Source organism: Methylobacterium sp. CM6257 (assembly GCF_054611515.1).
Map to the genome: position 1 here is coordinate 5,094,898 of NZ_CM137735.1, position 20,416 is coordinate 5,115,313.

At 63.5% G+C, this 20,416-nt stretch carries 26 protein-coding genes and 2 pseudogenes; 18 read left to right on the forward strand and 10 right to left on the reverse strand.

Going from position 1 to position 20,416, the window contains the following annotated elements:
* The first annotated feature begins 215 nt into the window (after nucleotides 1-215).
* From ACYCO6_RS24760 to ACYCO6_RS24780, 5 genes and pseudogenes are all read left to right on the forward strand, one after another.
* Complete coding sequence (locus ACYCO6_RS24760; protein WP_459764256.1) at nucleotides 216-473, forward strand: DUF6489 family protein; 258 nt, start codon at nucleotides 216-218, stop codon at nucleotides 471-473.
* A 118-nt stretch (nucleotides 474-591) separates the two neighbouring features.
* On the forward strand, nucleotides 592-756 hold the full coding sequence (locus ACYCO6_RS24765) for a hypothetical protein (RefSeq protein ID WP_459764258.1): 165 nt from the start codon (nucleotides 592-594) through the stop codon (nucleotides 754-756).
* A 286-nt stretch (nucleotides 757-1,042) separates the two neighbouring features.
* Nucleotides 1,043-1,564: a DUF1993 domain-containing protein gene (locus tag ACYCO6_RS24770; RefSeq protein WP_459764260.1), complete on the forward strand. Its 522-nt coding sequence runs from the start codon at nucleotides 1,043-1,045 to the stop codon at nucleotides 1,562-1,564.
* A 290-nt stretch (nucleotides 1,565-1,854) separates the two neighbouring features.
* Nucleotides 1,855-2,119, forward strand: a pseudogene (locus ACYCO6_RS24775) (aldehyde dehydrogenase family protein); the annotation flags it as partial.
* Nucleotides 2,120-2,401: 282 nt separating this feature from the next.
* Complete coding sequence (locus ACYCO6_RS24780) at nucleotides 2,402-3,307, forward strand: alpha/beta fold hydrolase (RefSeq protein WP_459764262.1); 906 nt, start codon at nucleotides 2,402-2,404, stop codon at nucleotides 3,305-3,307.
* Nucleotides 3,308-3,521: 214 nt separating this feature from the next.
* Here ACYCO6_RS24780 and ACYCO6_RS24785 read toward each other — a convergent pair.
* A pseudogene (locus ACYCO6_RS24785) lies at nucleotides 3,522-3,761 on the reverse strand (LysR substrate-binding domain-containing protein); the annotation flags it as partial.
* A gap of 65 nt (nucleotides 3,762-3,826) precedes the next feature.
* Here ACYCO6_RS24785 and ACYCO6_RS24790 point away from each other — a divergent pair.
* Nucleotides 3,827-4,204 carry an alpha/beta hydrolase gene (locus ACYCO6_RS24790; RefSeq protein WP_459773716.1) on the forward strand — a complete coding sequence of 126 codons (378 nt, stop codon included), beginning with the start codon at nucleotides 3,827-3,829 and terminating at the stop codon, nucleotides 4,202-4,204.
* A gap of 425 nt (nucleotides 4,205-4,629) precedes the next feature.
* The gene (locus ACYCO6_RS24795; RefSeq protein WP_459764264.1) at nucleotides 4,630-4,887 is read left to right on the forward strand and encodes a hypothetical protein; all 258 of its coding nucleotides are present in this window, start codon (nucleotides 4,630-4,632) and stop codon (nucleotides 4,885-4,887) included.
* A gap of 118 nt (nucleotides 4,888-5,005) precedes the next feature.
* Here ACYCO6_RS24795 and ACYCO6_RS24800 read toward each other — a convergent pair whose 3' ends face one another.
* Together ACYCO6_RS24800 and ACYCO6_RS24805 are read right to left on the reverse strand one after the other, a co-directional pair.
* Nucleotides 5,006-5,182, reverse strand: a complete 177-nt coding sequence (locus ACYCO6_RS24800; protein ID WP_459764266.1) for a hypothetical protein — start codon at nucleotides 5,180-5,182, stop codon at nucleotides 5,006-5,008.
* Nucleotides 5,183-5,313: 131 nt separating this feature from the next.
* Nucleotides 5,314-5,448 carry a hypothetical protein gene (locus ACYCO6_RS24805; RefSeq protein WP_459764268.1) on the reverse strand — a complete coding sequence of 45 codons (135 nt, stop codon included), beginning with the start codon at nucleotides 5,446-5,448 and terminating at the stop codon, nucleotides 5,314-5,316.
* 104 nt (nucleotides 5,449-5,552) lie between these two features.
* Between ACYCO6_RS24805 and ACYCO6_RS24810 the strand changes: the two genes are divergently transcribed.
* Nucleotides 5,553-5,783: a DUF6429 family protein gene (locus ACYCO6_RS24810; RefSeq protein WP_331327277.1), complete on the forward strand. Its 231-nt coding sequence runs from the start codon at nucleotides 5,553-5,555 to the stop codon at nucleotides 5,781-5,783.
* Nucleotides 5,784-5,804: 21 nt separating this feature from the next.
* On the opposite strand, the gene tnpC is transcribed toward ACYCO6_RS24810, so the two are convergent.
* The 6 genes from tnpC to ACYCO6_RS24840 form a co-directional block, all read right to left on the reverse strand.
* Nucleotides 5,805-7,325 (reverse strand): IS66 family transposase, encoded by a 1,521-nt coding sequence (tnpC, locus tag ACYCO6_RS24815; protein ID WP_459764270.1) that lies wholly within the window; start codon nucleotides 7,323-7,325, stop codon nucleotides 5,805-5,807.
* Between the two features lie 68 nt (nucleotides 7,326-7,393).
* Nucleotides 7,394-7,750 carry an IS66 family insertion sequence element accessory protein TnpB gene (tnpB, locus tag ACYCO6_RS24820; RefSeq protein ID WP_042671684.1) on the reverse strand — a complete coding sequence of 119 codons (357 nt, stop codon included), beginning with the start codon at nucleotides 7,748-7,750 and terminating at the stop codon, nucleotides 7,394-7,396.
* Nucleotides 7,747-8,151 (reverse strand): IS66-like element accessory protein TnpA, encoded by a 405-nt coding sequence (tnpA, locus tag ACYCO6_RS24825; protein WP_459764273.1) that lies wholly within the window; start codon nucleotides 8,149-8,151, stop codon nucleotides 7,747-7,749. The genes tnpB and tnpA overlap by 4 nt, the downstream gene beginning before the upstream one ends.
* 386 nt (nucleotides 8,152-8,537) lie before the next feature.
* Nucleotides 8,538-8,801 carry a hypothetical protein gene (locus tag ACYCO6_RS24830; protein ID WP_459764275.1) on the reverse strand — a complete coding sequence of 88 codons (264 nt, stop codon included), beginning with the start codon at nucleotides 8,799-8,801 and terminating at the stop codon, nucleotides 8,538-8,540.
* An 802-nt stretch (nucleotides 8,802-9,603) separates the two neighbouring features.
* Entirely contained in the window at nucleotides 9,604-9,789 is a 186-nt protein-coding gene (locus tag ACYCO6_RS24835) for a hypothetical protein (protein ID WP_459764277.1), read from the reverse strand.
* 1,284 nt (nucleotides 9,790-11,073) lie between these two features.
* The gene (locus tag ACYCO6_RS24840; protein ID WP_459764279.1) at nucleotides 11,074-11,199 is read right to left on the reverse strand and encodes a hypothetical protein; all 126 of its coding nucleotides are present in this window, start codon (nucleotides 11,197-11,199) and stop codon (nucleotides 11,074-11,076) included.
* 210 nt (nucleotides 11,200-11,409) lie between these two features.
* Here ACYCO6_RS24840 and ACYCO6_RS24845 point away from each other — a divergent pair, with 210 nt between their 5' ends.
* The 9 genes from ACYCO6_RS24845 (at nucleotide 11,410) to ACYCO6_RS24885 (ending at nucleotide 18,057) form a co-directional block, all read left to right on the forward strand.
* Entirely contained in the window at nucleotides 11,410-11,619 is a 210-nt protein-coding gene (locus ACYCO6_RS24845; RefSeq protein WP_459764281.1) for a hypothetical protein, read from the forward strand.
* A gap of 1,112 nt (nucleotides 11,620-12,731) precedes the next feature.
* The gene (locus tag ACYCO6_RS24850) at nucleotides 12,732-12,899 is read left to right on the forward strand and encodes a hypothetical protein (RefSeq protein ID WP_459764283.1); all 168 of its coding nucleotides are present in this window, start codon (nucleotides 12,732-12,734) and stop codon (nucleotides 12,897-12,899) included.
* A 945-nt stretch (nucleotides 12,900-13,844) separates the two neighbouring features.
* A complete protein-coding gene (locus ACYCO6_RS24855) occupies nucleotides 13,845-14,024 on the forward strand; it encodes a hypothetical protein (RefSeq protein ID WP_459764285.1) in 180 nt (59 codons plus the stop codon).
* A 335-nt stretch (nucleotides 14,025-14,359) separates the two neighbouring features.
* Nucleotides 14,360-14,671, forward strand: coding sequence for a hypothetical protein (locus ACYCO6_RS24860; protein ID WP_459764287.1), 312 nt, complete (start codon nucleotides 14,360-14,362; stop codon nucleotides 14,669-14,671).
* 594 nt (nucleotides 14,672-15,265) lie between these two features.
* Nucleotides 15,266-15,541, forward strand: coding sequence for a DUF6522 family protein (locus tag ACYCO6_RS24865; RefSeq protein ID WP_459764289.1), 276 nt, complete (start codon nucleotides 15,266-15,268; stop codon nucleotides 15,539-15,541).
* Nucleotides 15,542-15,565: 24 nt separating this feature from the next.
* Nucleotides 15,566-15,790, forward strand: coding sequence for a hypothetical protein (locus ACYCO6_RS24870; protein ID WP_459764291.1), 225 nt, complete (start codon nucleotides 15,566-15,568; stop codon nucleotides 15,788-15,790).
* Nucleotides 15,791-16,148: 358 nt separating this feature from the next.
* A complete protein-coding gene (locus tag ACYCO6_RS24875; protein ID WP_459764293.1) occupies nucleotides 16,149-17,129 on the forward strand; it encodes an ABC transporter substrate-binding protein in 981 nt (326 codons plus the stop codon).
* Nucleotides 17,130-17,532: 403 nt separating this feature from the next.
* The gene (locus ACYCO6_RS24880) at nucleotides 17,533-17,754 is read left to right on the forward strand and encodes a dodecin family protein (protein WP_459762392.1); all 222 of its coding nucleotides are present in this window, start codon (nucleotides 17,533-17,535) and stop codon (nucleotides 17,752-17,754) included.
* 75 nt (nucleotides 17,755-17,829) lie between these two features.
* A complete protein-coding gene (locus tag ACYCO6_RS24885; protein WP_459764295.1) occupies nucleotides 17,830-18,057 on the forward strand; it encodes a hypothetical protein in 228 nt (75 codons plus the stop codon).
* A gap of 492 nt (nucleotides 18,058-18,549) precedes the next feature.
* Here ACYCO6_RS24885 and ACYCO6_RS24890 read toward each other — a convergent pair whose 3' ends face one another.
* Nucleotides 18,550-18,843 (reverse strand): hypothetical protein, encoded by a 294-nt coding sequence (locus ACYCO6_RS24890; protein ID WP_459764297.1) that lies wholly within the window; start codon nucleotides 18,841-18,843, stop codon nucleotides 18,550-18,552.
* A 709-nt stretch (nucleotides 18,844-19,552) separates the two neighbouring features.
* Here ACYCO6_RS24890 and ACYCO6_RS24895 point away from each other — a divergent pair.
* On the forward strand, nucleotides 19,553-20,416 hold the full coding sequence (locus ACYCO6_RS24895; RefSeq protein WP_459764299.1) for a transglutaminase family protein: 864 nt from the start codon (nucleotides 19,553-19,555) through the stop codon (nucleotides 20,414-20,416).

The following is a 20,416-nucleotide window of genomic DNA, read 5'->3' on the forward strand; positions in this document are numbered from 1 at the left end:
ACTCATTTGGCCAGGTTTCGCAGGCGTCTGGTGGTGGTATGACGTTGTCGCTGCGCCAATTCTAAGAGCATGGAGCAACAGCGCGGACATAAAACGAAAGTAGGTGATTGTGCCTTGCGCCGCCGATCACAGGCGCAGTCTGGCGCTCGCTGATTTGCCAGCATACCTACTGCTATAGTGTTTTATTGCCGCTCGGTCTGAAGGTGACGTGCCACATGAAGGTCACGGTGGACATTGACTGCACGCCTGAGGAAGTACGGACATTCCTCGGTTTGCCGGACGTTCAGCCTATGCAGGCTGCAGTTATGGCGGAGTTGGAACGACGGATGTTAGCCGAAATGGACCGCTTCTCGCCGGAGGCAGTGATGAAGAGCTGGATGTCTCTCGTCCCGCAGACCCCTGAGCAGTTACAAGAAGCTTTCACACGCATATTTCAGCAGGGCTTTGGCAGCACTGCAAGAGCCCCGAAGTGAGCTCCTCGTCGCTGAGACCCCGCAGTGCCCGTCTTTTCCTGGATTTCAATCAGCATCGTCGAGAACCACATGCTCGACGCCCACGTAGTGGAAGCGGTGCCCCCGGGACCCGCATGTCGTGCTGATCGAGATGGCAGCGCGTGCCATAGCCCGCACGGCTCTCGGCTATGAGGTCGGCCCACTGGAGATCAAGGAGATTGTGCTCGGCCGCTTCTCAGCACCCCTGATAGAGGTGGCCGAGCGCGCAGGCGCGCGCCTGCCCCGTCTACTCTGCGTGTCGTGAACTAGCCGCCCAAGGCTCCAGGATCAGGGGTCTTCCGCTCCTTTCGGCTGGCAGCTTTGCACCCAATCCGGGCGGATCACCTAACAAGTTGGATGCTCGTAACCGGACATTGCGTCAGCGGTCGGGAAATGGATTCTTGGCCGAGCCGGGAAAGCCGGGGTCAGTTTGATGGTCTCGGCGACACCCGCTCGATCTGGGTTTGCGACCGGGACAGGCCTGTAGAGGCACTATCCCTGAATGCGCCTCCTCATTGCCTTCAGGAGGAGAGGTGCCATAGGCATGGGGGATGAGCATCAGCATCTACGACGTCAGCGTTCCGATCTTTGTCAACGCGCTTCGCAACATGAGCGGTTGGCTCGACAAGGCGGCATCAGAAAAGCCCGAGGCCGAGTTGCTCCTCAGCCGTCTTGCTCCCGACATGCGTGCCTTGCCTGCCCAGTATCAGATGGCATCCGACAGCGCGAAGAACGCGGTGGCGCGGCTCGCTGGGATCGAGGCGCCCACGATGGCGGATGTCGAGGGTAGTTTCGCCGAGCTGAAGGAGCGGTGTGCAAGGACGATTGCCTTCGCCGAAAGCGTCGGCCCGGCTTCGTTGGCCTTGGGCGCGGAGCGCGAGGTCGAGCTGAAATTCCCGAACGGCATGGGCTATCGCTTCACGGGGCAGGTCTATCTCACCGGTTTCGCGCTTCCGAACTTCTTCTTCCACGTCATCACCGCCTACGCGATCCTGCGTGGGGCTGGGGTGAGCCTCGGCAAACCGGATTTCCTCCAGCATCTCGGGCCGCCGAACATCCAAGCCGCGAAGTAGGCGACAAGGCCTGCGCCCTGGAGATCCAACCTTAGCCGCGGCGATGTCCGAGGCAGGCCAATGTGCGGATGAACGTCGCCGTTCGTTTCCCGGCGGCGTTCTCGCATCGCCACTGTCGATTTGCGCGGACGGAAGTCTTCCGAGCGCCCCCCGGAGCTTTTAGTCTCCCAGGCGAAGCCAGATACGCTCGGCTGGATGCCGACCGTGTCGGAAGTCCGTGCCCAAGATGCGTGACGCGCTAGCGTCAGTTGCTCGCAAGGCGCTGGAGACGCCGCTGAGCCGCGGGTCCGGACGAGGCCGAGGCTATCCGCATGGCCAACGATACCGCGTTCCGCCTAGCCTGCTATTTCTGCACGCGGGATCTCGGCCGGACCTTCCGGGTCGCCGAGGCGCTGGAAGACGGCATGGTCGGCGTCAACGAGGGCATCATCACGACGGAAGTGGCACCCTTGGGCGGCGTTAAGGAGTCGGGCGTGGGCCGCGAGGGCTCCTACCAGGGCATCGAGGGACTACCTGAGCGCCAAGTACATCTGCGTCGGCGGGCTGGGCGGCTGAGGGCAACGAGAGCGGCTTCTGAACCGAAGCCGCTCCTCATCTGGGCATCGGTCGCAACCGACCTAGCTCACTGCCGTTATACAATGCGCCGTGCACGCCGCATGATTGCTTGCCCCTACTGTGGACCTTGAGATTTTGCAGCCTGAGATCGACTTCATCGGTGGTGGTTTCCCATTCACCGGGCGTTGCAAGCCTACTCCGCCCATCGAAGCACAACGGGAAGTCAAGCTAAGGACAGCTCGCATTGGACCTGGGGCTGTTCAGGATGGTGCCCATCCAGACATGCGGATTGGCCACTTCCACAGCGTCTCCCGCGGAGATTTCCACCCTGTCGCTTACACGGATTGGGGCCCCCGCGACTCGAAGCAGGTCGCGATCTGCGTCCATGGTCTGACGCGACAGGGCCGTGACTTCGACGCTTTGGCGCAGGTGCTGGCCCGGGCAGGATGGCGTGTGGTCTGCCCAGATCTCGTCGGACGTGGCCGGAGTGGCCGCCTAAAGGATCCTGACGACTACGCCCTTCCCCAGTACCTCATCGACATGACGGTGCTGATCGCCCATCTCGGCGTCGACATGGTCGATTGGGTTGGCACCTCCCTCGGTGGACTGATCGGCATCTTACTGGCCGGAAAGCCGAGCTCACCCATCCGCAGCCTCGTCATCAACGACATCGGCCCCTTTCTGCCCTGGGCGGCGTTACGCAGGATCGGAGATCACGTCCGGTCAGCTCCACGTAGCCACTCAAGCTTCGCAGGAGCGGAGCGGTACCTGCGGGAGGCGTATAAGTCATTCGGATCTCTGACGGATGAGCACTGGGAGCATCTCGCTCGGCACAGTTTCATCGCGGATCCTACAGGAGGTTGGCGTCCGCATTTCGACGCCGGGATCGGTGAGGCGTTTCGGCCGGGGCGGATCTACAACGTCAATCTCTGGAACTACTGGGACGCGATCAGCTGTCGCACCCTGCTACTGCGCGGGGAACACTCCGACCTACTGCAACCCGGCACGGCCGACTTGATGACCCGCCGCGGGCCATGTGCGCAGCGGGTGGAGATCCCCAGCTGCGGGCATGCACCCGCGCTCCTTGAACGCGATCAGATTGACATCATCACTGATTGGCTACTCACAGGCGCCGGACCGCAAAGCCGGGCTGATGGGGCACGGTCCGCCCCTTGCAGCGTAGAATAAGGACGATCTTACCGAAAGGGCGGCACGTGTTCGCCGCTCGTGGGGCGTTCGCTGTCGTTCATATGGCGGCCACACATAAGGGGAGCCGTGACGATGCCGGCGTGGGACGGGTGCGTGCCCTAAGACTGGTTAGTTTATCGACCCGCGAACAGTAGAGTGCGCGCGGACAGAAGCCCCAGCAATTGCAGGAACGCCGGCTTCATCTGGGTCGCACTCACGTTTGGCGAAGGTGCTCGGCCAGTCGCGCCGCATGAGTCGGAAGCTCCGCGAGGTAACGCACGCAGATAGTGAGGCGCCGCAGCGCCCAGGCATCCTCAAGAGGGATGATCCGGATCGCCATAATCCGTCGCAGGCGCTTCGCCGCGGAAGCCGGCACGGCCGCGATCCCCGCCCGGCTCTCAACCATGCGGCAGATCCCGTCGAAACTGCGGAGCTGGACCCGCAGGCGCAGGCGCAATCTGCAGGCGCCTACGTTGGTGCCTTACATTCTGCCCTCGTGAACCAGACAGTTTGTTGAGCATGATTACGTCTCGGGTTGGAAGCCCTGACCTTGAGATCATCGACCGGAAGCCGCGCACCGCACGGTATCCGCAGCGGCTGCTGTTCGTGCACGGCATCTCGGTCGGGGCATGGATCTGGGATGAAAACATCCTGCCCTACTTCGCGGAAGCGGGGTTCGAGGCCTACGCGGTCAGCCTCCGCGGACACGGCGCAAGCCAGGGACACGAGCGGATCGCTACCTGGCGATTGGCCGACTACACCCGTGATGTGGGACAGGCCGCGCGCAGGATCGGCGATCCGCGCGTCCTCGTCGGCATTCGTCCTGTTCCCGTCTGCAGTCGTACCAAACCAAAGAATACTCCCGCTGAGCTCTGTATCTCAATACGGTTTAGCTGATAGCTAAGCCGTATTAATACACTTGATCTAGATCACTGTTGCGCCCGCGAATTTACGGAAGATTCCTCCAAGCGACCAATCCAACATCGCCAGGAGGACTCGTCATGGAAAGCATAGCAGTTTCTCTGCTCATGACCGTCGCGTCAGTGGTTACGGCCACGGTTGTTCTTACAGCGACGGCTCCGATTTAGCGATCAACGGCGCCCATCCAGGAACCGCCCGTCCGCTGGCCCGGTTGATTCAACAGGCATGTATCCACTTCAGCCTGCCCGGTTCGCCGCGGCGGGCTTTCTTGTCGGCAAGTGCCCCAGCTCGTGCCGAACCGCCGGGAAGTCCCGCCAGACCCCGCGCTCGTCGGCCGCTGCAACCTCCGCCTTATGTGGCCCGTTCACAGACTGATCGGATAATCTGCACTGAGGGTGATCATGAACAAGCTGGTTCGCCTTGTGGCGGCTTTTGCACTTACCGGAGCGGCAGCAACCGCGGCTTCTGCGGTCAGTATGACACCCGAGCAGAAAGCGGTCCTTCAGCAGCAATGTGCGGGTGACTTTACGGCCGTTTGTGCCGATCTGCCGCCTGAAGACAGTCCTGAGGTGCAGGCGTGCTTTGAGAAAAATATGTCGAAACTGTCGCCGGGTTGCCAAGCCGCGATCAAGAGCTACAAGCAAGGTAGGAAGGGCTAACGGCATAGTCGAACTTAGCCCGCCCGGTTCGCCGCAGCGGGCTTTTTATGGGTCAACGGCGCCAGGTGAGGGGCATGCACTACGCCGTCGCCATGACCATCCGAGCGCGCGCTTCCGTCTAGCGCTCTTGGACCGTGCGGATCGGCATGTCGGCAAGGGCTTTCTTGATAATCTGACGCGTCGCTGCCTCATCAAGACCGAGGCCGCGCGCGAACCCTTCGAGGCGGTCCATCATGTACCGAGCTTCGGCCGTCCAGGGCTCGACGTTGCTGTTTGCGGGATCCGCCACCGTCATCACTTCACCGGATGCGCCAGCAGGGTCGCGGTCCGGACCATCGTCCGCTTGAACTTCGCCGAACGATCTGGATCCCTCGCGGCCGCTTTGGCCGGCTGGTGCGCCTGGACTGCGGTCTCCACGTCAATCACCTAGCCGGAAGCGAAGCGGAACGGCTCAGCCTTCGGACTCGTAAGGTAGGCTTCGACAGCAGCGTCGATCTCCTGGTCGGTGATCTCTGCGGCCCTGCGCAGATCGCCGACGGTGGGGACGGGTTTGGTGGCCATGACAGGAAAGGTACGCGCCCACTGCAGCCATCAATATGATGAACAACCGTAACCGATCGGCTGGGACCACGCCCGGTCTGAGCGCGGCGTGCTAATCTGCTCGGATGGCGGTCGACGAGGAGCGCATCGACGAGGCGGTGCTCGCCCTTCTGTGGCTGACGCTCCACGACGGGCGTCGGGCCTGGAAGGGCTTCGACTGGGCCGTGCTTGGCCGTCTCCACGCCAAGGGGCTCATCGCCGATCCGGTCGGACGCGCCAAGTCGGTGGTGCTGACCGACGAGGGACTGCGCCAATCCGAGGCGCTGTTTCGGACCCTGTTCACGCGGCCCGACTGACGCGCCTGGGCTGCAGCGTTCTCAGGCGACCGCTTGGAGCGTGGGTGTGCTCGGGTAGGCCCAGGGCAGAAGCTCGTCGAGGCGCCGCTGCGGATGGCCGTCGACGATGCGGGTGATGACGTCGGCCAGGTAGGCCTGCGGCTCGACTTCGATGAGCTTGCAGGTCTCGACCAACGAGGCGATCACCGCCCAGTGCTCGCCCCCGCCGTCCGAACCAGCAAATAGGGCATTCTTCCGATTCAAGGTCAGAGGCCGGATTGCGCGCTCGACGGTGTTGGAGTCGATCTCCACACGCCCGTCGTCGAGGAACAGGCTCAGCCCCGCCCAGCGGCTCAGGGCGTAGCGGATCGCATCCGCCAAGTTGCTCTTGCGGCTCAGGAGGCCGAGCTTCTCCCGCAGCCACGCCTCCAGCGCCTCGACCACGGGCCGGCTTCGTTCCTGCCGGGCCGCCCGTCGCTCCTCGGCCGAGCGCCCGCGGATCTCGGCCTCGATCCGGTAGAGCGCGGCGATGCGCGACAGCGCCTCCGTCGCGATCGGTGAGGCGGCGGCGAGATCATAGAATTGCCGACGCACATGGCTCCAGCAGTAGGCCAGCCGCACCGCGCCGCCCTTGGCCAAGCTCTCGTAGGCCGCGTAGCCGTCGACCTGGAGCACGCCTGCAAACCCGCAGAGATGCGCGATCGGTCGTCCAGCCTTGCGGTCGGGGGCGTAGACGTAGGCGACGCCGGGCGGATCGGTCCCGCCCCAGGGCCGGTCGTCGCGCGCATACGCCCAGAGCTGGCCGGTCTTGGTGCGGCCGCGGCCCGGATCGAGCACCGGTGCCGTGGTCTCGTCGGCAAACAGCTTGCCCGAGCGCTTGAGCGTCTCCAGGAGCCGCTCGTGCACGGGCCGGAGCAGGAAGGCGGCGCGCCCGACCCAGTCGGCCAGCGTCGAGCGGTCGAGGCTGACGCCCTGGCGGGCGAAGATCTGCGCCTGTCGATACAGCGGCAGGTGGTCGGCGTATTTGGAGACGAGCACCTGCGCGACGAGAGCGTCGGTCGGCAGGCCGCCCTCGATCAGCCGCGCCGGTGCCGGGGCCTGCACGACCGCGTCCCCGCAGGCGCGGCAGGCGTAGCGCGGGCGGCGGATCACCAGCACCCGGAACTGCGTCGGCACCACGTCGAGGCGCTCGGATACATCCTCACCGATCCGGTGCAGGGCACCCGCGCAGCACGGGCAGGCGAGGCTGTCGACGTCGACCACGCACTCGACCCGCGGCAGGTGGGCGGGCAGTGCCCCACGGTTCGTGCGCCGCTTGACCCTCTGGGCCTCCTTGGCGGGCTCCGTTTCCTCGGCGGCAAAGCCCGCGGCCTCGACCTGCTCGGCCTCCTCCAGCCCGAGCAGGAGCTGATCCTCCGGCAGGCTCTCGGCGCGGCGGCCGAAGCGGTGGCGCTGCATGGCCAGGATGATCTGGCGCAGCCGCTCGTTCTCGGCGCGCTCCTCGGCGAGCAGCGCCTTGAGCGTCTCGGGATCGTCGGACGAGGGCGAAGCAGGCGCGGCCACGAAGCGGATGAGAGCAGATCCGCCAGTGACTTACTACCGCGATTAAGCCTGTCCGCCAGTCTTTTTGCTCAGCCGGCAACCGCCGGCACGCCCACGGCACGAGCCGCATGGACGCGCTTCCAGTCCAAGCCTTCGACGAGCGCCGCGAGCTGCGCCGCGCTCAGCCGAACCACGCCGTCCTCGATCTTCGGCCAACAGAACTGGCCAGCCTCCAAACGCTTGGTCGCGAGGACCAGCCCGCTTCCATCCCAGACCAGGAGCTTCACCCGGTCGGCGCGTTTTGACCGGAACACGTAGACCGTGCCGGAGAACGGATCCGCGCCCATCGCGTCGCGCACCAGAGCGGCCAGCCCGTCCATGCCCTTGCGGAAGTCCACCGGCCGTGTGGCCAGCATCACGCGCACCGCGCCGGAGGGCCCGATCATAGGGGAGCCTTCAGCGCCCGGATCACCGCGGCGATCTGAGCCGCGCTCGCGCCCTGAGCGATGCGGACCGTGGCGCCTGCGATCTCAACTTCGATGCCGTGACAGCCGCGTTGCTCACGCAGCCCGGAGCCCGTCTGCGCAGACACCGGCTCCTGCGGGCCCACACTCAGGACGGCCGGCACGAACCGTACTGTGCGGTCGTCGTGCCTCCCAGCCTGACGCGCCAAGCGCCGCCACGTGAACAGCTGCGAGGCGCTCAGTCCGTGTCGGCGTGCCACCGCGCTGATCGAGGTGCCCGGCCCATCACTCTCGGCGACGATGGCGGCCTTTTCCTCATCCGACCACGTCCGCCGCCGGCCGGCCCCGGTAAACAGCTCCAGGCGCCGGATCGGCTCCGACATAGCCATACGCCCTGGCATCGACATGTGACGGAGCTCCCATTCCGCTCCGTATGTCGCCTTCACACCGCTTGCCGGAAGGTGCCGCCCAGACAGCGCTTACGAACAACCTAGGGTGCGAGTTTGTTCACGGCGCTCAAGCCGCCCCACGTGCGGGCGGCGCGCTACTCGACGGTTCGCCACTTCACGGACGGTAGGTCCGGTCTCGCTGTCCGTGGGCTCACCTGATGGAAGCGCTTGCGGTCGCCGGTCACCACCTCAGCCACGCCGTCGATCGCATCCACGATCTGCCCAACCGCCTTATAGAGCGGACCCCGCGGCTTGGCCTGAGACAGCACGTCGATGCACTGCCGGGACCTCAAGCGCGAGCATGGTGTGGAGCTTGCCGCTCAGCAGCCGTGGCAGATGCTCCCGATGCTCCGGTTCGTCCGCGCGTCCATCGCCTTCATCCGCGCGTCCATGTCGTTTTGCAGCTTGCTCCGAACCCGCTCGTTCTGAGCGGCTTGGGCGGCTTGGGCCTTCTCATCCGCGCTGGCGGGATGGGCCGGATCGGCGCCCGGCTGCTGCACCGTGGCTGGCGTGGGCTGCCTATGCGCGGGAGCTGCGATCACCGGGGTAGCGATGAGCACGAGTGCGATTGCAGATCGGATCATCGGAGTGCCTCCACCGCCAGGGCTCACGATAACACGCGGAATTCGGCACGTCGGCTGAAAACTAAGCCGGTCTCACCCGGAAATTAGGGCCGGCGGCGAAATTCCATAGTGGGCTTCCTCCACCCCGGCTGACGATAAAGAGCGTTCGGACTCGTGTGCCGGAGCATCGTCGGCGCCCATGGTTCATGAGAGCTTACTCCCAGGCTGGGCAATCGATGTTGCCAGGAGGAAAGGCCATGGAGAAGCTCGCGATTTCTGTATTCTCGACCGGCGCCCTGATGGTTGTAGCAACGACAGTGCTGACGCTTATGGCGCCGATCTAGCGCGTCGGCCGGTCAGCCTCGCCCGAGACCGAACCCCAACTCGAGCAGTCCGATGTGAGCGCGAACTTCCATCGCGCGGATCCGGTGACTCCGTGCGAGGCTCCGTAAAAGCTCGGCCTCCCCGTAGCACCCGTCTCGCTCGAAGGTCTCGGCCTTGCGCGCCCCGGTCCGCCAGGGCCTCGTGCGTGGCGATCCGGCAGTAGAGGGCGCGCATCAGCTCCAGGACGTCGCGCGGCATGGAGAAGCCCGTAGCCGGATCAGCTCATGCAGAAGCCGGCCGGGAACCAGGTTGCCGGCCAGCAGTTTTCGCAGTGCGGTGCAGCATGGCGTGCAGCACCGCAGCCCCTCGTGGGCGTTTCCTCCCTAGACTTCGGGCCGCTCCTTCGTGGGCGGTCCTTTTTTGTCTAGGTCTGGGTTAACTCATGTGAGAGCGGCCGGTTCTCGACAATCGCGAGCGGTTGTCAGGCTTGGTAGTTCGCCTAACGGTCGGCGATCAGGCCCCTGCTCACGGCAAAGTCGATCACTTCGGCTTCGGTCATCGTGAAGTCGCCCATCTGCCAGTGCTGAAAATCATCCCCACACGGCGTCGCGACGATCCCGTAGACGCGTAGGGCTGCCACGGCCTCCAAGACGTGAGCAAGGCGCACGGGCTTAGGCCTACTCACCCATCGGCGTATCCGAGCGAACATCTGCAAGCGCATGGCGGTGACCGCGACCGGGTGAGGGTGTCTAGGGGATGAGGAGCAAGCACCGGACCGCCAGGGGCATGGCTCGCCTCGCGGATCGGGTGCGCGCTGGTAGCTACCAGAGAAAGACGACAGAGCGATGTAGGCGTTACTCGACCGAACTCAGGACAGTCCAATGACTAGACGTGAGCGACGGTCACCACGACGGCGAGAAAGCCCATGACGGCCAGGAAAGCAGCAAGGTCAGGCGTAGGCGTAGACGTGCGCATCTGATGGCCTCCTGGGCTCTACAGGAACGTAGTAGATTGGGCCTCAGTGCCATGGTCGGGAACGCGGCTAGGTCAGAAACCAGTCGATCAGCAGGATAAATATGCCAGCGAAAATATAGAGGCTGGTGTAGCCGTTCCAGCCAGTGGCCCTCGGCTCGTCACTCGGTGGCGTTCCTACGCCGGTCAGAGCACCGCAGCTCGGGCATATCCTCGCCATCGCCTCAAGCGCCTTGCCGCAGGACTGGCACGCAATCACGGCCCAGTCCTTCCGGACCGAGCAGTGATAGGATCATGTGGGGCGCAGATCACTATGCCGCGGGCTCGTCCCGACGGGTCATGTCCTGGCGACGGAGCATGTAAAGCCCATCCCAAACCTCGAAAGCGAGAGTACCCGCTATCTCGCGCGCCGCTTTCAGGGCACTGGCGTCGTCGACCGCACACAAGCTGAACACGACAGCATCTCCGCGCCCTTCCGCGTAGACAATTGCCCGATAGCCCGGAAGCCAGACCGCAGGATCTTTGGGATCAAAGAATGGTGGCGATTTGGACATGACCGCGCCGATGTAGGGGCGGGAGCGCATGTCTCTCGGCCGCCAACGCCCGAGCACGTTGTCGGCGGTACAATCGCCTTAACATGGATGAACCCGATGCAATAGCCCGGGCAGTCGCGACGGGCTCTCTTTGATCAGCCCTCGGCCTCGCAACTCACTTCCGGCCGGCTGCTACCCTCAACATGCGCCGTGATTGAGCGCGCGATCACCCGGGGCGATAGCTACAGCCTGGTCGGGTGCCATGCTGCCGCGCGATCGGCGCCGGGTCTCATCCGTGCCGAAATGCGTGCACGAAAGCCTCGTGCCAGCCGCGTCCTCGACGACGATGCACTCGTCATTCAAGCGGCGGATGCGGAGAGGTAGACTGATGTCGAGCTCGGTCATGTCAGCAGGATAGGGCGGCCCGGATTAGGCCGCTCCGCCGCGGCGCTCCGGAATGTAGCTCAGCGCTGGCGCGCGATGCTCGCCTCATACCGCTCCGCCTGTAACCGGGTCAGGCCGGTGATGATTGCGAGGGCGCCCCGATAGACAGTCCAGGTGCCATCGTGCGTCGGCAGTATCCGGATCATGAGCGCTCCCCCGTAGTTGAACTACGCAGGAGCTTAACCATCTGTTAACCGTTGGCAAGGCCGCCCGCTCGGTTCGCCGCGCCGGGTTTTTTCGTGCCCGCCGGACGATAACTAGTTTTCAAGTGCGTGCGCCGGAGCACCGCCGAGGCCCACGGTTCGTGAAATCTTAGCCTCCATACAGAGTAACCAATACTCCTGACGGAGGGTCAGATGGCCTACGCTCCAGCGATCCGACAGACCATACGGCTCGATGAGGGGGACGTGACCATTCTGCTTCCGGCCGACCTGTCCCAGAAGAGCATCGGCATACTCCAGATCCGGCTCGAAATGTTGGCCGCAGGGCTGGGCTCAAGAAGCAATGAAGATGATCGATCCCACCTGCGTGGGCTAACCGGGTTGGCAGCTTACATGGCCAATTGACGCGTAGCGGCGATTACTGGAGAGCGCACCACTTCACGGGCGGCAGGTCCGGCCCTGGCACGCGCGGACTGGCTCAGTGCAAGCCGGGCGGAAACATCAGCGGCCAATCTGGATTGGCCTGCATGACTACGTAGGAACTACCGATGCCGGATGACCTCCCTCAAGGAAAGGTCACGTTCCGCGGTCGCGGACTGGCATACGTCCACGGCCCCCCATCGTCGTGAAGATCTGCCCGACCTGTTCACAGTGGAACGCCCCTCAGGCGGCCGAGAAGGGGCATTGCGGCTGGTGCGCCTACGTTCCCTCGTGTGAGGACGTAGAGCCGATTTCTGCGCCGCTACAAGCCGAACGCCCCTAGGTCATGCGTCACCGCTGGCGCACCCGTCTGTCAGTAATCGTCGCAGACGTCTACCCGACCACCAAAGGTATTGTGGACCTGTACAACCGAGCAGATCGAATTGGCTCGATGCGCGGCTAGAATCGCATTGCAAACGGCTCGAGCTTCAGCTGGTGTTTCGTAGATTTCTTCCGGCCGTTCAAGACGCATCTTACCGTCAGGCGAGAATATGAGCGCGCGAACCGTGAAGAAGGGTAGGACGTGCATCGCATGACCTCTACATCGGGCCATGATCATAACGCGAGATAGTCGGTCTCAGTGCCGTATCCGGGAACACGGCCATGGCTTTGACACCGCCCAAACCGGCACGATCAGCTGCCAGGCTGCATCAACCCTACTTCGTGCGACCACGCCGTGACCATCCGATCGAGAACCTCTTTTCCGGCGATGCGAGCATCCTCGAAGCCCGGATACGTGGCCGAACCTTCCCGGACGATGCGACCGCCTTGTCGGATCGCCCAGCAGAAACGCCCTTTCATCCACCTGCGGGTCTGGATGTGGATCGTGTAGGGATGCGAGACGCGCTTCGGCATAGCAGCAGGATAACACATGCGAACGGTAGGTCAGGCATCATAATGCGTTCGACGCCTGTCTGAGTTCCGAGATCGTTCGAACTATGCACTGATCGCAGATCTGGCATATGGCACTTGGTATACCAACAAGCGTTGTGCGCTGCTATATTTGGTGCAACGCAACGCCACACGGACCGCTCGCAATGACCGCCCTGCTCGTTTCCGCTCTCGTCGCCGCCGTTGCCGCCAACGTCGCCCTGGTCCCCTTCGTGGCTGACCGCCTGAGTCCGGAGAGCAGCGCCCCCGTGGCCGGTGGTGCGCTTCTCGTCAGTAACGAGAACCTCCAGGCCGTGACGAAGATGGCTGCGTAATCGCCTCACCGCGATTGCGGCACAGCAACTGAATCAGCCCCGCCCGGCTCTGTGCTCGGCGGGGCTTTTTGCGTCGCGACCAGCTCCCCAATGGATTCTGGTAATGGTCCGGGACGCGGCACGCAGGGATTTCTCGTACGTGGCCAGGGACGTAACGAAAGGCTGCAGCCCGGACCGCAGCTTAAGCGTTTGTCAGTTCTGGCTGCTCAGCGAGGCTAAAAACTACTTCCCCAGTCCGCTCGCAGGTCACGCTCACGGACGATGCCCGGTGCTGCGTGTGTTGGATCGGGAGCTGCGCTTTCGCGTACTTAGTAGCCGCTTCTAGGTCGCAGGGCCAAGCCTTCGCATAGACTGGGCGCTTGCGGTGCCAGAATGTGATTTTGTAGGCCATCGTTTCCTCCTGTTTTTTGCCGAGTGTACGTTCTCTTGCAGGACGCACCACGCTCGTCAGGGCATAGTGGAGGCGCTTAGCGCGTAGAGCTCGGGATCAGCCGCTTGACTCGACCGTGTGCCCCTTCGTCAGCAAGGCGTTGACGGCTTCCTGAAGCGGATTGGCGGACGCTGTATCGCTCAAGATCGGCTCGGCTGGCAGGGACGTAACAGGGCCTTGAGGGCAGCGACGTTCGCTGAAATCTCAAGCTGGCGGATACGATGGTTCCGGGCCGTCGCCCGGATGATCGCCGCCTCACCTCGGTGCCGCCTTCTGTCCAGCTCGCAAGCTATCGCCGCCGCCTCGGCAGCAAGTAAGCCGTGAGTCTTGGCGCTCTGAACCAGGCGCGAAACCAACCCAAGCAGGTGTGTATCCATGGGCCAACCCTCACCTAGTCATCACATAAACTGATGATCGGCCTAAACCGTTCATACGCGGCCATGTGCCGGGCGAGCTTGGTGGCGCCCTCTGATCCACGTTAGGGCAGGAGGCCGAGCCACTTCAGGAACAGGAAGATGAAGAAGACGACCGCGGCCGCGGCGCTGAAACCGAGCACTCCGGATGGCGGCTCATCGCTCGTGCGCGTGTTCACGCCCGTCAAGGCACCGCATCTCGGGCAGATCCGCGCCTTGGTATCGATTTGCTTGCTGCAGGTTCTGCACCTCGTGAGCAGCATGAGGCCCTCGCCGACCTGAGCCGCAATCGGGAGGATATAGAGCGAGTTCAGCACGAAGCTTATCTGAACCAAGCTAGCCAGCGGATCCCAAACGAGGTGGGAATTTTCGGTCCTGAAGACTCAGGGCTACTGACAAGGGACTCGTCGAATTAGCCGGGACAGCCCCGGACGGTCAGCCGTGAACGACCGTCGAGATGACTGCGAGCAGTCCCATCACGGCCAGGAAGGCGGTCAGGTCGGATGTCGGGACGGGCTTGGGCATGTGACCTCCGCGGACTTCACGGACAACACGGCCCCCGATCCAGAGTTCAGGCGGCGTTTATCCGACCCGAGGGTACGCAGAAGGCCGCCGCGTTGCGCGCGTTCATGGCCTCGCAGAACTGGGATGCCGATCCGCTGGCGCCGATCACGCCCACCGCGACGCTTGCCGAGCTTGAGGCAAAGCACAGTGCTGCCGCTCAGGCCGTCTGTGATGAGGCCAACGCCGCTGTTGCCGCTCTTGAGGGCGTTCCGGTGGCGCCGATCGTTGTCGAGCCTGTCGCACCCGTAGCCGCCATCCTCAATCCCGAGGAGCCGGTGAAGCGTGGGCGTGGTCGCCCTCGCAAGTCTGAGACGCCTACGCTCGCGGCGCAGCTCGCGGCTGAGGGTGTTCTAGAAGACGAATAGCAGCTTCACCACCGGAGCGGCGTGGAGCCCCGGTTGTGGCGACGGGGGCAGTCCTAGGGATGCGCGCTGCCCCCGTCACCTGATTTCGCTGCCGCCGCCAATCGCGCGGAATTGATGTCGCATTCGCGTCGACAGTCTAGAACGGCATCTTCAGCGGTGTAACTTGGCTGTGCGGCATCTCGGACCGCCGCGACACCTCCCACTCGGGCTGCTTCTAACGGGGCGGCCCGTTCTTCTGTCAGGCGACCCGTCGCCGCAGCACGAAGATGGATGCGTCCTGCGTTCGATTTCAGACGGAACTGAGTATCCGCCGCTGTGTTTACCAGTCAGACGTGAGAGTCTCTGTCGTCGTTCGGTGAGCGGGCTGTCCTCATCCCCCGAGGGCGGCCCGTTTCCATGTCTACAGTTGTGCCTGTACCCACTGCACCTGCACCGCCGACCACTGGCCACCGCATGCCGTGGGGATCTCCCGGCGGTTCAGCTCCGCGGCGATGCCGTTGAGCTATGCCGAGACGCCTCAGTCGCGTGGCTTCTCTGCCTGTGCTATAATCAATCTTAGCCCGTTCTCCTGTCGAGCTGACGGAGGGTGCCGCGATGCAGTTTAATCGCCAGACGGGCAGCGAGTGGGTTGCAGAGCCAAGCGAGCTTGCAGCCAAGCTCGGCATCACACTCCGGCTGCTGCAAGATGAGACGAGCCTTGGCCTCGTTCGCACGCGCGTTGAGACAGGGCACGGCCGGAACGAAGGAGGGGCTCGCGTTACGGTTCGATGCCGTGAGGCCGCATGGCGGGGCGTCTTCGACGCACAAGGGCGCCTGATCAACGAGTGCCGCCTTTCGGCGGATCAACCGCCCGATGGCGTGATCTGGTAGGCCGAATTTCCGAGGAGCGTGCTCATGACGGTGGAAGTCAGCCGCACAAAGCTCGCGCAGGCCGCTCTCGACGCTTACCTCTCTGCCGAGGGCGCAAGCCGGCGCTTGGAGGATGGTGTACCCTCCTGCGCAATCGTTGATCTCATCACCGATCTGCTCCTGCTGGCGCATCAGCGAAGCCGCGATCCGCTCTCCATTATTCGTAAGGCCGAGAAGCACCTGCTGGCCGAGGCTGCGGTACGAGAGTGAACTCAGCCCGTATCTGCCTCCGGTCCGGTCGAGGATCCTAACGCGAACTCGGCTAGATCCACGCGACGCTCACGCTACGGCGCGGGCGTTCCCGCTGGCCCGACCGAGGATCTCCGTGACGGCATTGTGGCTCACGCGGAAGCCCTTCTCGGCTATCGCCGCCGAGACGGCGCGGAGCGACCTCATCTCGTGTGGCTCATGCGCCCGCATCGGTACGGTTTGGGTATGCCAATGAGAACCGTCACCATCGGTTCGGTATGGGTGCGTCTTTGACGAATCATCGTTCACGGCCACTTGCGGCCTAGATCCGCTTTCGGGTGAATTAGTCCGTCCGTTCCGGGCTCGTTGAGATCATCCGATGAGACGGCGTGACGTAGTCGCAGGGCTCACAGTAGTCTCGTTATTCGGCCCCGCCGCCGCGATCGCCGCGCGAGACGCGGCTCGCATCGGCTGCCTCGTGACGGGTTCCCCTGCCTCACACGGGGCGTTCGTCGCGGCTTTCCGCCAAGCGCTTGCGCGCCTCGGACGGATCGAAGGCCAGGACCTATTCATCGATCTGAGTTGGGCCATGGGGCAACTCAATCGACTTCCGGCTCTCGCCGAAGAATTGGCGCGGGAACGGCCACAGATAGTCGTCACCGCAACCACCGCTGCGGCCCTTGCCGCTCGCCGCGCCATGCCCGGAACACCAATCGTGTCTGCGACACTCGTTGACCCGATTGGCGCGGGCCTCATCGAGAGCTTCGCCCATCCCGGCGGCCAAGTGACCGGGATCTCTCTCGTGAGCTTCGAGACCCTGCTCGCGAAGCAACTCGACCTCGCCCGCCAGATCGTACCAGGGTCTAGGCGGATCGGCATGCTGATCAACACCGGCAACCCGGCTTCCATATTCCAACGCGATGCGGCTCGCGCTGCGGCGCCGTCGATGAGCCTCGAACTGATCGTGGCCGAGTTGCAGGCAGCCGACGACCTTGACGATGCAGTGCAGAGGCTCGCCGCTGAGCGCGCGGACATCGTCTTGCTTCTCGCCGATGCGCTGCTGATCACGGAGCGGAGCCGGGTCGCCACGTTGGCCTTGGCTCACCGACTGCCCACTATGTCGAGCATTCGCGAGATGGCCGACGCAGGCGCCCTCCTGAGCTACGGCTCCGATCTCGGCGAGAATTGGCGCCGGGCAGCCTATTACGTCGATCGCATCCTCCGGGGTGCGAGCCCAGCCGACCTGCCGGTCGAACAGCCGAGCACCTACTCGCTGATCCTCAACCTTCGCACAGCGCAAGCTCTTGGGATCGCCATCCCAGTCTCTCTCCTCTCTCGCGCCGACGAAGTGATCGAGTGAGGCCTCACCTTTGCATTCACACCTATATCCGCCTCTACCGATAGTTCGGTTTGGGTATGCGGATGAAGACCGGTATCGCCGGTTCGCTATGGGTGCACCTCTAACAGACCGATGCTCCCGGCTGCTTCCGACCGAACCTCGTCGTAACAGCCGGTCTACGCCGTCCCCGAAAGCGGTCGCTTGTCGCTCCATGAGGCCGGCAGCAGTGCTGGCTGCTTGAGGCCTGACAGCGGATCTCGCGAAAGCTCGTGATTTCACCCCTGGCCTAATCCCGCTCGCAGAAGGGGCGCGTATGGAACCGCCTCAGAGCTACTGCCAAGCCCCTGCACACAACCGCAAAGAGGATTGCCTCCCTATTGGGCCAGGCATAGCATCACGTGCCTCACCCGCGAGGGAGGCAACCATGTCGGTGGTGAAGTTCCTCGAACTCTCAGCTCAATCCCCGCAAGGCTACGAAGACGCAATCAAGCAAGCGGTCGAGCGCGCATCCAGCACCCTCCGCGGCATCCAGTCCGTCTGGGTCAAGGAGTTCGAAGCCGTCGTGGAGAACGACAAGGTGACCCAGTTCCGGGTCAACGTGAAAATCTCGTTCCTGCTCGAGGGTTCAGGCGCGGGCGCTGGCTGAATGGGGCGTTCTGATTGAACCGTTCAGCGGTCCTGTAGTCATGCGAGAACCGAAACCAAAGCACGAGTGTCTGCGATGAGCGCGGCCACTGCCCTTGAGCCAAGGCTGATCCTTGTCTGGGCTGGTGCACTGCTTTTCATCAGCGGCCTCCTGCTCACGGCCTTTACGGCGCTCTGGGGTGGGCGCTTCAAAGCCAGGAGCCGGACGGATAGCGCGGCCGGCTTCAGCCCACGGGCAAACTGGCCGGGGCTGGTGATGTTGGCCGCGGGCATCCTCTGCTTCCTGGCCGCGGCTGCGTTCTGATACTGGGGTTTCGCCTCGCGCGAGCTAGCGAATTTCGCAACTGAACCAGCTGACGGGTGAGTTCTCTGGAGGCATACCTCTAGGGCTAGCGCAGAACGGCCCGAGATCCTGTCCGCTGAGGTTTGCTTCGATCAGTGGACAGGCGTGTCGGCGGACGGGATCTCAACGGGCGGTTTCGGCCTGCCTCCAGAGTGCTTAGCGAGTTCCGCTCGGAGGCGCGCCACCTCGGCTTCGTGTCTCGCGGCAGATGCCTCGATCCGTGAACACAGATGGTCGTAGAACGAGCGTAGCGACTGCGTCAGGCGCACCATCGGGTCCTCCATCGTGACAGTCGTTCACCCCCACACGGTGGCTGGCGACCCGATCACGCGGCGGGTGAACCTCGAACCAAGACCTTGAGATCGGTTGCCCCTGGCGTGCCGCCAAGACCAGCTCGCGACGTGGCTCGGCAATCTATGCGCCAGCCTCGGTGCATTTTGGGCATGTGCTGCCCTATCGCTTTCCAGGGCATCCATCGGCAGCGCTGTCGGTTCGTGGTTGCTGATCCTGCAAACGCTTGATGGTGCGAAGGATCAGATCGCGGTGCCCATACCACTCCACCAACGTGGCTTGCAGCGTGGTGAGGACCGCCTCGTGCACGGCGGTATCATGTCCATCAGCTCTCAGCTTTGCGATGCGGGCGATCTGCTCGGTGATGCGCCGTTCTCCGCCCACGATGTCCTGTTCCGCCTTGCTGAGATGAGCTTGTTCTTCCTCAAGGCTCAACGGGGGGGACGGATCGGACATGCGGACCAACTGGCAGTGAATGACCACGTTCCGATATGTGCCGAGCTGGTGCGGTTTGGGTATGCCTCAGCGAGTTTCGACCGCCAGTAGACAGGAACGCGCAAAATCTCGCGGGATCGTGCCAGGGCCTCGGCGGAGTGGCTACAAGCCGCCCGATAATGGCTTCGCGAGATCCGCATCCGGTCTGCAAGCAGTCTGCGCTGTGCGGCCGGAGGAAGGTCATTCCAACGGGTCATTGGAAGGCCCTGCTCGCTTCAGAGCTTGCTGGCATTCAAGCATGTGGTCGTTTCAGAACCCGGCGCCAATCCGGTTCATTTTGGGCATGCCCTCAGTGAACCGCGTCCGGTCTGGTTCAGGAAGTGGCGTTTCACCATTCAACACAGACCGACAGGACGTGAACCATCCAATCCAGACTGCCGGCGGTTCGCAGACTGAACTGGCGTGTCCGGCCGCTTGCTCTGCGCAGACCGCGTGAGCCACTGCTGACGTATATTCGACCTTTTTTCCCTACATGTGAGTCCAGTTGATACGCCTCAGCCAGGATTAGCTAGGCTCCTGTGGGTCGGCAGCCGCGCTTCCCGGGGCACTGGGCTAATGTGGTCAACGGCTTACCGCACCAAATCGGCGTCGCAGGTGTATGCCAATTCACGCCGAGAGGAACGGCCTGGACGAGGCAAGGCCTACCTAATCAAGCCTGCAGGAGCGTTCATTGGTCAATCTGCTGATCCACCATCGAACGACCTACCACTACCGGCAACCCGTAAGCTTTGGACCGCACCGGCTCCTGTTGCGGCCCCGTGAGTCCCGTGAGACCCGCCTCGTATCAAGCGACCTCACCGTCACACCTTCCGCGAATGTAACCTGGGCCTACGACGTCGCCGGGAATGCGGTAGCGACAGCCACGTTTCATGCCCCAGCCCCTACGCTCGTCATCGACAGCGTCGCGCGCGTCGAGCTCAGTGCGGTGGCCTACCCGGTGTTCGATATCGCTGCGTCGGCGGCTTCGTTTCCCTTTCGTTATTCCGACGATGAGTGGACGGACCTCGGCGCCCTCACAGTTCGGCAGTATCCTGACGAGGACGCGTGTCTTCAGAACTGGGCACAGGGGTTCGTCGCGGGCAATCCCACCGACACCCTGTCCCTCCTCAAGGATCTGAACGCCGGCATCGCGGGCGGGATCGGCTATGAAGCCAGGGAGAATGAGGGAACGCAGTCGCCGAGCCAAACTCTTGCATTTGGCCAAGGGTCCTGCCGGGATCTCGCGACCCTCTTTGTCGAGGCGGTTCGTAGCCTCGGCTTCGGCGCGCGGATCGTCTCCGGTTACCTCTCCGACCCGGCGCAAGCGCTCCTCGGCTCCGCCGGCGCAGGGTCTACCCACGCCTGGGCCGAAGTCTACGTGCCGGGCGCCGGTTGGATCACCTTTGACCCGACCAACCGCAGCGTGGGCGGCGCGAATTTGATCCCGGTCGCTGTCGCGCGCGACATCCGCCAAGCGATGCCGGTGGTGGGCAGCTTCAGCGGCCCAACCGACGCGCCCCAAGGCATGACCGTTGAGGTCAGCGTCACCTCGTAA

What these genes read in the sequence shown, in the direction of transcription:
- ACYCO6_RS24810 (WP_331327277.1), top strand. Translation starts at nt 5,553, where the DNA reads ATGGCGGTCGACGAGGAGCGCATCGACGAGGCGGTGCTCGCCCTTCTG.
- tnpB (WP_042671684.1), bottom strand. Translation starts at nt 7,750, where the DNA reads ATGATCGGGCCCTCCGGCGCGGTGCGCGTGATGCTGGCCACACGGCCG.
- ACYCO6_RS24770 (WP_459764260.1), top strand. Translation starts at nt 1,043, where the DNA reads ATGAGCATCAGCATCTACGACGTCAGCGTTCCGATCTTTGTCAACGCG.
- ACYCO6_RS24840 (WP_459764279.1), bottom strand. Translation starts at nt 11,199, where the DNA reads ATGATCCGGATACTGCCGACGCACGATGGCACCTGGACTGTCTATCGG.
- ACYCO6_RS24795 (WP_459764264.1), top strand. Translation starts at nt 4,630, where the DNA reads ATGAACAAGCTGGTTCGCCTTGTGGCGGCTTTTGCACTTACCGGAGCG.
- ACYCO6_RS24865 (WP_459764289.1), top strand. Translation starts at nt 15,266, where the DNA reads ATGCAGTTTAATCGCCAGACGGGCAGCGAGTGGGTTGCAGAGCCAAGC.
- ACYCO6_RS24890 (WP_459764297.1), bottom strand. Translation starts at nt 18,843, where the DNA reads ATGTCCGATCCGTCCCCCCCGTTGAGCCTTGAGGAAGAACAAGCTCAT.
- ACYCO6_RS24885 (WP_459764295.1), top strand. Translation starts at nt 17,830, where the DNA reads ATGAGCGCGGCCACTGCCCTTGAGCCAAGGCTGATCCTTGTCTGGGCT.
- ACYCO6_RS24760 (WP_459764256.1), top strand. Translation starts at nt 216, where the DNA reads ATGAAGGTCACGGTGGACATTGACTGCACGCCTGAGGAAGTACGGACA.
- ACYCO6_RS24830 (WP_459764275.1), bottom strand. Translation starts at nt 8,801, where the DNA reads ATGATCCGATCTGCAATCGCACTCGTGCTCATCGCTACCCCGGTGATC.
- ACYCO6_RS24850 (WP_459764283.1), top strand. Translation starts at nt 12,732, where the DNA reads ATGACCGCCCTGCTCGTTTCCGCTCTCGTCGCCGCCGTTGCCGCCAAC.
- ACYCO6_RS24805 (WP_459764268.1), bottom strand. Translation starts at nt 5,448, where the DNA reads ATGGCCACCAAACCCGTCCCCACCGTCGGCGATCTGCGCAGGGCCGCA.
- ACYCO6_RS24790 (WP_459773716.1), top strand. Translation starts at nt 3,827, where the DNA reads ATGATTACGTCTCGGGTTGGAAGCCCTGACCTTGAGATCATCGACCGG.
- ACYCO6_RS24870 (WP_459764291.1), top strand. Translation starts at nt 15,566, where the DNA reads ATGACGGTGGAAGTCAGCCGCACAAAGCTCGCGCAGGCCGCTCTCGAC.
- ACYCO6_RS24855 (WP_459764285.1), top strand. Translation starts at nt 13,845, where the DNA reads ATGAAGAAGACGACCGCGGCCGCGGCGCTGAAACCGAGCACTCCGGAT.
- ACYCO6_RS24800 (WP_459764266.1), bottom strand. Translation starts at nt 5,182, where the DNA reads ATGACGGTGGCGGATCCCGCAAACAGCAACGTCGAGCCCTGGACGGCC.
- ACYCO6_RS24880 (WP_459762392.1), top strand. Translation starts at nt 17,533, where the DNA reads ATGTCGGTGGTGAAGTTCCTCGAACTCTCAGCTCAATCCCCGCAAGGC.
- ACYCO6_RS24780 (WP_459764262.1), top strand. Translation starts at nt 2,402, where the DNA reads ATGCGGATTGGCCACTTCCACAGCGTCTCCCGCGGAGATTTCCACCCT.
- tnpA (WP_459764273.1), bottom strand. Translation starts at nt 8,151, where the DNA reads ATGTCGGAGCCGATCCGGCGCCTGGAGCTGTTTACCGGGGCCGGCCGG.
- ACYCO6_RS24875 (WP_459764293.1), top strand. Translation starts at nt 16,149, where the DNA reads ATGAGACGGCGTGACGTAGTCGCAGGGCTCACAGTAGTCTCGTTATTC.
- ACYCO6_RS24845 (WP_459764281.1), top strand. Translation starts at nt 11,410, where the DNA reads ATGGCCTACGCTCCAGCGATCCGACAGACCATACGGCTCGATGAGGGG.